Here is a 10,132-nt window from a genome sequence, read left to right on the forward strand (position 1 = left end):
TTGAAATAGGTGCATGGAAATAGAATATCCTTCACAAAGGCATTATTTATTCTCATGCACCTATAATTTTCTTTATTTAGAGGGCAGACTTTTTAATAAGTCATAGGTAAGGCAGACAGGTGTATCATTTCTCGGATCTTTTACAATCTCAGCGTCAATTTGAAAAACTTCCTTCAATACCTGTGAAGTAATAACTGTTTCAGGTTTTCCCTCGCTGACAATTACTCCATCACGCATAGCCACTATATAATCAGCAAATCTTGCTGCAAGGTTTAAATCATGTAATACCATTACAATGGTTCTTCCCTCTTGCTTATTTAGGTTTTCAAGAAGCTTAAGTATTTCTAACTGATGAGCTAAGTCTAAATAGGTAGTTGGCTCATCTAATAAAATTAAATCAGTTTGTTGTGCAAGTGCCATTGCAATCCATGCACGTTGTCTTTGTCCACCGGATAGAGCATCAATAGGTCTATTTTTAAATGAAGTCATTTCAGTAATATTTAGAGCCCATTCAATAATTTTTCTATCTTGATCAGACAGCTTGCCGAACCCTTTTTGATGAGGAAATCTCCCATAAGTAATAAGTTCAAAAACAGTAATTCCAGAAGGTGCCTCTGGTCTTTGAGGGAGAATAGCCATTTTTTTTGCAATTTCTTTTGTTGATTGTTTGCTAATAGCTTTTCCATCAAGGTAAACAGTTCCATTTTTAGGCGCTAAAATACGTGCAAGAGCCTTCAAAGTAGTGGATTTTCCGCAACCATTTGAACCAATAATAGCAGTTATCTTACTTGTCGGTATTTGTAAATTAAGCTTTTTCACAATTTGTATATCGTCATAAGATAAATCTAAATTTTCAGTAGCCAGGATAGCCAATTTCATTGCCCCTTTTTATGATTGATTAGTATAGCTTTAATTTCATTTCTTTATATACAAAGTTTAATAATGAAGTATCTTTTAATTTATTTAGTTCTCATCAATAGGTAGATAAAATACGGAGCTCCTAAAATAGAAACTAAAATCCCTACGGGCATTTCTGTAGGAGACATCACAATACGTCCTACTGTATCGGCTCCTAATAATATTAATGAGCCTAAAAGAGCAGATAATGGTAAAACTTTTTTGTGATTGGGTCCTATTAATGCTCGAGAGATATGCGGTGCAATTAAACCTAAAAATGTAATTCCTCCTCCAACAGAAACACAAGCTCCTGCCAAAGCAACACCAATAAGTAATAATTTTAATCTTTCTTTTTCAATGGATACTCCTAACCCAATAGAAACTTCATCCCCAAAGCTTAAAATATCAAGGAAACGTGATTTATATACAGCGATTGGTATTAAAATAATTAGCCATAATAAAGTGGATATAACAAATGACCAATTTGTACTCCATATACTACCCGATATCCAAGTTAAAGTTTTCATAAAATCTTGAGGTTCCATTTTCATTTGTAAGGCCATTGTACTTGAAGCAAAAGCAGCATTGATTCCAATACCTACTAGAATTAGTCGGATAGGCGTTACTTTACCCCGTTTACGAGCAAATCCATAAATTAAAGCCGCAGCTATAAACGCGCCTAATAAAGCTGTAAAGGGCATCAAAAAGATTGACAAAATGCCTGTTAAAAAACTAGAACCATGAAAAATAAACATATATAGTACAACGGAGAAACTTGCACCTGCATTGATTCCTAGAATACCTGGATCTGCTAACTCATTTCGAGAAATACTCTGCATAATAGCTCCAGATACAGCGATACCTGCTCCAATTAAAATAGCTAATACAATTCGAGGAAGGCGAAAATTAAACAGTATTAATCTTTGATTCCCTATATCATTTCCGAAAAAAGCAGACCAAACTTGTGATAGAGGAATCTTAATGAATCCCGCGTTAATACTAACAATTAAAATTAGAAACAGTAATAGTAGTAAGGTTACGCATAATAGCTTATATCCGTGTTTACTTTTATTTAATAATTGAATCATTATAAGTTCGTCCCTTCTTTACGAGCTAGATATAAGAAGAAAGGAACACCGATAAGAGCAGTTACAGCTCCAACGGGAGTTTCAAATGGTGGATTAATCATTCTTCCAAGAATATCTGCAGCTAACAATAAAACAGCTCCTATTATAGCTGAACAAGGGATAATATATCTATAGTCGATGCCAACTATAAAGCGCGTTATATGCGGAACAACTAATCCAATAAAACCAATCATTCCAGCAATTGATACAGCTGCACCGGTTAATAATAGTACAGCAATCATGCCTAAAACACGTACAATTCTAGTGTTTTGTCCAAGCCCAGTTGAAACCTCATCTCCAAGACTGAGGATCGTAATAGAGCGTGAAAGAAAAATAGAAATAATAATTCCTATTATTATGACAGGTATAGCATACTTTAATTGATTCATTTGAATACCTGAAACGCCGCCGGCATACCAAAAGTTCATTTCCTTTACTACATTGAATTTAAGACCAATTGCAGTAGATAATGAAGTAAATAACGCACTAATTGCTGTACCAGCAAGGGCCAGCTTTACTGATGTATTTCCACCTTTTGATATAGCAACAATTCCAAATACTAAGGCTGTGGCAAAACCAGCTCCAACAAATGAAAATAAAATCAATTTACCATAGGTAATGTCAGGGAAGAAAGCAAAGGCAAGAGCTATGCAAAAAGAAGCTCCTGCTGTTACACCTAAAATAGAAGGCGAGGCAAGAGGATTTCTTGTCATGCCTTGCATAAGACTACCCGAAACAGCCAAAGCAGCACCCACAAAAACAGCTGCTAATGCTCGAGGTAATCTTAAATCATGAATAATGACATGTGCTGAATTATTATCATTATAAGAAAATAAACTCTCCCAAACCGTACGATAGGTAACATGAGATGCACCAAAATGAATAGAAAAAATAACTGATAGTAATACAGCAATCCAACCAAATAAAATGATCGTAATCCCTATCTTTTTTTTGTAACTAGCTTCATCCTGTAGTTTATCAGCCACTTTATTTGTTTTATCCATATAAATTTTTTCCTCCTGCACGCGAAACTAAATGTACCAGATAATGGATATTAATTAATTTTGCAAAGTACTTTAGAATAAATGTAATAGCCATTGACATTATAGGATGAATTCGCTTTAATTAATAGTGATAATTATTATCAATGAATCAGACAGATAATATTTTAACATAGTTATAGGGGGATTAAAATGAAGTATGGTGTAAAAATAAAAAGAGTTCTACAAATTTGCAGCGTGGGATTATTGTCTGTTGGTCTGGTTGCATGCCAAGATAATCAATCTTCTGAAAAACACTCAGAAAATCGTGCGGTAACTGATGCAGTTGGACATAAAATAGAAGTTCCAACGAACCCAAAACGCGTATTAGGATCTTATCTAGAAGATCCACTGGTAGCTTTAGGTGTTACACCTGTAGCACAATGGTCTGTTAGTAACGGTGTTCAAGATTATTTAAAAGATGATTTAAAGAATGTGCCTAAAATCTCTTATGATTTACCATTTGAAGCTGTTCAAAAGACTAAACCAGATCTAATACTTATGGACTCGTCTAGTATGGTAGAGGGCGGAAAATACGACCAATACAGTAAAATCGCACCTACATATGTAGTGGGTAAAGATAAAAATAATGACTGGCGTAAAGAATTACAAGAAGTAGGAAAAGTATTGAATAAAAAAGATGATGCACAAAAACTTCTTGACGATTATGATAAAAAAGTAAAAGATGCAAAAGCAAAATTAGCTGAAAATAAAGAAGTTCCTTCTGCAGCAGCAGTTTGGCTAGTAAATAATAAATTATTTATCTCTTCGAAGGACTTATCAAGTGGGGACGTCCTTTATAACGATTTAGGATTAAAAGTACCGAAGGTAGTAGAAGAAATATCCAAGAATACAGAAAACAATTGGAATCCAATTTCTTTAGAAAAGTTAGCTGATTTAGATGCAGATTATATCTTCTTAGTAAATAGTGATAAAAATGGAGCAAGTACATTAAGTAATTCTATTTGGAAAAACATTCCTGCCGTAAAGAATAATCATGTAGCTGAATTTCCTAGATCCTCTAGTTGGCTGTATACAGGGGTTATTGCAAATGATCAAATTATTGATGATGTTCTAAAAACTATTAAATAATGAAACATCTTGTTTTTTTCTTCATTTGACATTTTGAAAATAAACCAATTATTAGTTAAATAACTATAAATCAGATTTAGATTATTTACATTCATATAAGATACGAGTGAATTATAACGAAAAATAACCAGCGCTTTTCTAAAAAGTAGTGGTTATTTTTTCTTTTTACATTGTGTTGAAAGATATAAATTTTCGAATAGGGGGATGCTGATGTTACGGCGGTTTTTTTCTTACTATAGACCATATAAATACTTATTTTTATTAGATTTTTGTTGTGCCATTCTAGCTGCATTGTTGGAATTAGTGTTTCCATTGGCTGTAAACAGGGTAGTTGACGATTTATTGCCAAGTGGTAACTGGTCTTGGATTTTATGGGGTTGTATTGGGTTACTAATGATTTACGTAATTAGTGCAGGTATGAACTTTGTGGTTACTTATTGGGGACATAAATTAGGAATCAATATTGAAACCGATATGCGTAAACAATTATTCAATCATGTGCAAAAGCAATCTTTTCGTTTTTTTGACAATAATAAGACAGGGCATCTTGTTTCTAGAATGACGAACGATTTAATGGATATCGGTGAAATTGCTCATCACGGTCCTGAAGATTTATTTATAGCTATTATGACCTTAATAGGTGCTTTTGGAATAATGTTTAGTATCAATCCGCAACTCGCTATCCTAACATTTATTATTGTTCCGTTAGTTAGTTGTTTATCTATCTATTTTAGTAAAAAAATGTCTAAAGCTTTTAAAGGGATGTTTAGTGATATTGCCAATTATAATGCTCGTGTAGAGAATAATGTAAGTGGTATTAGAGTAGTCAAAGCATTTGCAAATGAGGAGTATGAAATAGAGAAGTTTGCCGAAAGCAATGGTAAGTTCCGCAAAACAAAGTTATTAACATATAAAATAATGGCATGGAATGCTTCCATTAGTTATGTGTTGATGAAGATTATCTCTTTATTTGTTCTTGTATGTGGTTCATGGTTTGTTATCCAAAAAAATATGACCTATGGTGAATTTATCGCTTTTGTCATGTTATCAAATGTGTTCTTAACTCCGATTAAACAAATAAACGCAGTAATTGAGATATACCCTAAGGGGATTGCAGGTTTTAGAAGGTTCTTGGATCTTCTTGAAACGAAAGCAGATATATCAGATAAACCAAATGCTAAGGATATTGAAGAATTGAAAGGAAAGATTATCTTCGATAACATAACTTTTGGATATGATAAAAATGATCAAATCTTAGAGAATATTAATTTGTCTATTCAGCCAGGAGAAACTGTTGCTTTAGTTGGTCCATCTGGGGCAGGCAAAACCACCTTATGTAATCTATTACCAAGGTTTTATGATGTTGACCAAGGGGAGATCTTAATAGATGGAATAAATATTAGTGAAATAAAGTTGAGTTCCTTACGTTCACATATTGGAATTGTACAACAAGATGTATTCTTATTTGATGGGTCGATTCGAGAGAATATTCAATATGGTAAGTTAGATGCAAAAGATGAAGATATTTTAGAGGCATTACGTCAAGCCCAGCTGGAGGATTTTGTATTAAAACTTCCTCAAGGCCTCGATACATTAATTGGTGAAAGAGGTGTGAAACTTTCCGGGGGACAGAAGCAAAGGTTATCTATTGCTAGAATGTTTTTGAAAAATCCTTCTATTTTAATCTTAGATGAAGCTACCTCTGCTCTAGATACAGAAACAGAGAATGCTATACAAGAAGCATTATCAAAACTGTCAGTAGGTCGTACTACTTTGATTATTGCACATCGTTTGGCAACGATTAAAAATGCAGATCGGATTATTGTAGTGGCAAATAAATCAATCATTGAACAAGGGAAACATGAGGACCTTTTAGCCACTCAAGGAGCTTATAGCAAATTACATCAAGCTCAATTCAGCATATAACTTACAAGTTATATGCTGAAACTACTGATAAAAAACTTAAATTTGTGCAAGAGGACCATTGAATTTATTCGATTGCTTATAAAAAAACCTTTAAGATAATCCCTTCTTAAAGGTTTTTTTAGTATCTTCAGGCTTATGTGTAAGAATCATTCACTTTGATATAAGCTGTTCATTATTATTTTATACCTAGGCGCATTCGGTAACTAAATAACACATTTTGAGCTTTTCCAGCAAATGCTTCTGCTACATTGTTTTTGAAATGTTCAACTTCTTTATGAAGTTCATTTGCTCCTTTTTTTAAAGCTGTTTGTAACCCACCTTGACTTAATGCAATATTTGCATATCGATCTGCATTGCATAGTTCCCAGTTATGAAAGACGATCTCCTTTGAAAATCGAAATAAGCCTGACTCTTCAATTTGCTGAAGATGTTTTTCTTTATTCCACTTGTGGGGATGTTTTTCTACGTCTGCTAATTGTCTTGCCCGTGTCTCAGCAAGATTAATTAACTTCTTATATTGTTCCTCAACTATCCAGTTAAAAGTAGGCGGCCAATCACAATCATAAGCAGCGAATATGCCTCCCGAACGTAGTACACGTGCACACTCATGAAGAGTATTCTGGGGTTCCATCCAGTGAAAAGATTGAGAGCAGGTTATAATGTCTATAGATTCTGATACTAGTTCTAATTGATGAGACAAACCTTTGGTAAAATGAATATTAGATGGTTTATTTATTCTTTCCCAGTTAGTAATAGCTACTTTACGCATATCATCATTGGGCTCTACTCCAATAATGTTTACAGAGTCATTCATCCATAAGAACGAAGAAAGGCCAGTTCCACACCCTATATCTACAACATTTCTCGGTTTTTCCCCTAAGTAAGTATGTAAAATTTTTATCACTTCCCGAGGAGGGCTAGGGCGATTTCGATCGTAAAGGTTAGCAAAACCAGTAAAGCGTTCGATATTATTATTATTTACATGTTCACTTGTAGACATAGATTGTTTCACTCCTTTGTAATAAGTGTGAATGGAATATTATAAGTATAAATTAATTTATATGATGTTGTCGCCTTTTGGACCTTTTCTACATTGATAATAATAGATAATTACAGCAGAAGTTTTTCTCTTCTTACACTGTAAAAGCTATACAGCCTTGGCTTATGTAATATTTTTTATCGGAAATATTATAAGAAAAGCTAACTTGTATGAAAGCTTAAAAGGAGGGGAAGCTAAGGAAAATTGGTTTTTATACGGAGGAACAGAAAATTGCAAAAAAAGAATCTATTAACATCTCCTGAAATTGCAAACTTATGGACACATTATACCCGGGAAACATTATCTGTATGTGTAAATAAATATATGCTTCACACGATCCAAGATCCTGAAATACATAGCCTTTTTCAAACAGCTCTTCAGTATTCACTTAACCATATAGATACCTTGAAAGCGTTATTTAAAAAAGAGAAGCTTCCTCTTCCTAAAGGATTAACAGAAGAGGATCTTAATTTAGAAGCTCCTCCTTTATTTACGGACGCTTTGTGTCTCAAATCCCTTTATATGATGGGCACACATGGACACAATGAAATGAGCTTATCTTTTACAACTTCCCTACGTCAAGATGTTGTAGATTTTTATTATCAATGTAATCTTGATGCAATGGAGATTTATAAAAAATCTAAGGACCTGCTTATTTCAAAACAACTTTATCAGCAACCACCTACCTATATAACACCTAAGAAGGTGGAACTGATTAAACAATATCACTATGTAACAGATGTCTTCGGTAAGAAGAGACCTATGAATGCAATAGAAGCTGGACATACTTATTTTAATTTACATAAAACAATGATTGTGAAAGCGATGATTCTTGGCTTTTCACAAGTTTCAAAAAATCAAAATGTACGAGCTTTATTAGAAAAAAGCCTCCAAGTAAAAAACAAGCACATTGATATATTTTCATCCCTATTAACAAAAGACAACCTTCATTTACCTAAGTCATGCGAAACAGAGATTACAAATTCTACTGTTTCTCCTTTTTCAGATCGGCTTATGCTTCTCCAAACAGGTTTCTTATTTGGTGTAGCAGTAACTTATTATAACGCATCCCTCATCGCAAGTATGAGAGCTGATATTGCAGCCCATTGTGAAAAGGCAGCCTTGAATAGCTTATGGATATATAGTCGTATTGGGAAAGATATGATTGATAATCAGTGGATGGAACAACCTCCCCAAGCAGATGACCGTAAGAGATTAGATTATTAGACACACATTCTCAGTGAATAATATTTAATCCCTAGAGCATACTACTACAGGTGATGTAAATCATCACTCCGTACAAAATTACATGTAAGTAGAAAAGACTACTGTTCAGGAGCAGTAGTTTTTTTGTTTTTAAAATAGATACTTTACTATTAGCTTTTTTGCTATCTCGAAAAGTGCACCTTTTGAGATTATCACTATTTGATTTGAAAATAAAAAGAAAATGGGTTATAATCGATATTGATAATCATTATCAATTGGGTGGTGGGTATATGAGCAATCAATTCCAACCTGACACAGACTCTCAAAAAAATAATATGATCAATTTTTTATTAGAATTAGGTGTGTATAAAAAAGGCACTAAACACCTCTATGAATTGTCCTTAACAGAATTAGAAAAAGAGTATCTTACAATAAAACAACAAACATGAGACTATTTAAAAGGTCATAGGAGAAGCTTAAAGTGAAACAATATAAAATTTTCTTAGAAGACGAGATAGAAGAGTATAAATTTTTGGACGTCATTCAACGTATTTATCCCTTTGGTTGTTACATATATGCTGTAGTGAATGAAGAACATCTACGTTATTTAATTCAACCATTTATCCAAGTTTCTACGTTTAAACAGGGAATATTCCGATCTAAAAGGAAGATTATTATATTTATACATGATCTATATCTTGAGAGAGTGCATTATTTTTATGAAATTTCTCCCTTTATAAGGTGCGTATTTACGGATAACCAAATAGATGAAGGATATCTGAAGAATATAAAGCAAAAGCAACAATTTTTAAGGGAGTTAAGAAAAAGAAAAGTGAGCCATGTGTCTATAGGTTCACATGCTGAATGGATTAATTACTATCAATGGTGAAATGTGAACAATGTTTAATAAAGTACAGATGATAAATAGCTTTAACTAAAATAAAAAGCTACCTATGTAATCTAAGTTCTATACTGATAAGAGCTTAGATTATTTAATTTCGTGGGGATCTTTCATAGTTATAAAGTTTTTATTGATGCGCAGTATTTTCTACTTATCATGATTAATAATGAAGGACGAGAAATACCTGATAGCCACTTTATTATGCTATAAAGCGAGAAATAGAAAGAACTTATCCAGTCATGGTATACTAATAACAAACATGGAGATGATGGAGGATATTATGACTAAACGATTAGACTTACGTGTCGACTTTGCGTTTAAATCGTTATTTGGCACACATGGAAATGAATCTATTTTAGCTGCTTTTTTAAATGCAGCACTTCGCTTTCCAGACCAGAAAAGAATTCAAACGGTTCAGTTATTAGATCCGCATTTTAATAAAGAAAACCAAGAAGATAAACGCTCGATTTTAGATGTACACGCGCAGTTAGAGGATGGAAGCCGTGTCAATATTGAAATTCAGCTTAATAATAAACATGACATGGAAAAACGAACACTCTATTACTGGTCCAAAATGTATAGCAGCCAAATGAAAGAAGGTATGGACTACGGAGAGCTATGTAAAACGATTACTATCAATATTGTTAACTTTCGTTATTTGTCGCATATCACTCATTATCATTCCGCCTTTCAGTTATATGAGCGAGAACAGAAATTACTCTTAACGGATATGCTGGAAATTCATTTTATGGAGCTACCCAAGTTATTAATTAAATGGCGTAACAGAGAGGTAGATCCACGAGAAGATCAACTTGTGCGATGGTTATTATTACTTGAAGCATCGGAAGATGAAGAAATCACTCAGGTATTGGAGGAGATTGCGATGCAAGAAGATCAGGTATTG

General features: G+C 33.3%; 10 protein-coding genes. 6 read left to right on the top strand and 4 right to left on the bottom strand.

Annotated elements, in window-relative coordinates:
- Positions 1 to 72: 72 nt before the first annotated feature.
- The 3 genes from AC1D0Y_RS27400 to AC1D0Y_RS27410 form a co-directional block, all read right to left on the bottom strand.
- Positions 73 to 873: an ABC transporter ATP-binding protein gene (locus AC1D0Y_RS27400; protein WP_477708208.1), complete on the bottom strand. Its 801-nt coding sequence runs from the start codon at positions 871 to 873 to the stop codon at positions 73 to 75.
- Positions 874 to 959: 86 nt separating this feature from the next.
- Positions 960 to 1,985: a FecCD family ABC transporter permease gene (locus tag AC1D0Y_RS27405; protein ID WP_477708209.1), complete on the bottom strand. Its 1,026-nt coding sequence runs from the start codon at positions 1,983 to 1,985 to the stop codon at positions 960 to 962.
- Positions 1,985 to 3,028 carry a FecCD family ABC transporter permease gene (locus AC1D0Y_RS27410; RefSeq protein WP_477708210.1) on the bottom strand — a complete coding sequence of 348 codons (1,044 nt, stop codon included), beginning with the start codon at positions 3,026 to 3,028 and terminating at the stop codon, positions 1,985 to 1,987. Before AC1D0Y_RS27410 ends, AC1D0Y_RS27405 begins: the two co-directional genes overlap by 1 nt.
- Before the next feature lie 189 nt (positions 3,029 to 3,217).
- Here AC1D0Y_RS27410 and AC1D0Y_RS27415 point away from each other — a divergent pair, with 189 nt between their 5' ends.
- Positions 3,218 to 4,156: an ABC transporter substrate-binding protein gene (locus AC1D0Y_RS27415; protein ID WP_034656284.1), complete on the top strand. Its 939-nt coding sequence runs from the start codon at positions 3,218 to 3,220 to the stop codon at positions 4,154 to 4,156.
- A 210-nt stretch (positions 4,157 to 4,366) separates the two neighbouring features.
- Positions 4,367 to 6,082 (top strand): ABC transporter ATP-binding protein, encoded by a 1,716-nt coding sequence (locus tag AC1D0Y_RS27420; RefSeq protein ID WP_477708211.1) that lies wholly within the window; start codon positions 4,367 to 4,369, stop codon positions 6,080 to 6,082.
- A gap of 175 nt (positions 6,083 to 6,257) precedes the next feature.
- On the opposite strand, the gene AC1D0Y_RS27425 is transcribed toward AC1D0Y_RS27420, so the two are convergent.
- The gene (locus AC1D0Y_RS27425) at positions 6,258 to 7,082 is read right to left on the bottom strand and encodes a class I SAM-dependent methyltransferase (protein WP_477708212.1); all 825 of its coding nucleotides are present in this window, start codon (positions 7,080 to 7,082) and stop codon (positions 6,258 to 6,260) included.
- A 270-nt stretch (positions 7,083 to 7,352) separates the two neighbouring features.
- Between AC1D0Y_RS27425 and AC1D0Y_RS27430 the strand changes: the two genes are divergently transcribed.
- The 4 genes from AC1D0Y_RS27430 to AC1D0Y_RS27445 all read left to right on the top strand — a co-directional run.
- Entirely contained in the window at positions 7,353 to 8,348 is a 996-nt protein-coding gene (locus AC1D0Y_RS27430) for a DUF3231 family protein (RefSeq protein WP_477708213.1), read from the top strand.
- Positions 8,349 to 8,617: 269 nt separating this feature from the next.
- Positions 8,618 to 8,776: a Fur-regulated basic protein FbpA gene (locus AC1D0Y_RS27435; protein ID WP_477708214.1), complete on the top strand. Its 159-nt coding sequence runs from the start codon at positions 8,618 to 8,620 to the stop codon at positions 8,774 to 8,776.
- Between the two features lie 32 nt (positions 8,777 to 8,808).
- Positions 8,809 to 9,216 carry a hypothetical protein gene (locus tag AC1D0Y_RS27440; RefSeq protein ID WP_477708215.1) on the top strand — a complete coding sequence of 136 codons (408 nt, stop codon included), beginning with the start codon at positions 8,809 to 8,811 and terminating at the stop codon, positions 9,214 to 9,216.
- A 292-nt stretch (positions 9,217 to 9,508) separates the two neighbouring features.
- Positions 9,509 to 10,132, top strand: a 624-nt coding sequence (locus tag AC1D0Y_RS27445; RefSeq protein ID WP_477708216.1) for an Rpn family recombination-promoting nuclease/putative transposase, incomplete at its 3' end; no start/stop codon positions are given.

The sequence above is a fragment of the Priestia sp. P1_B12_1 genome (genome assembly GCF_056406695.1).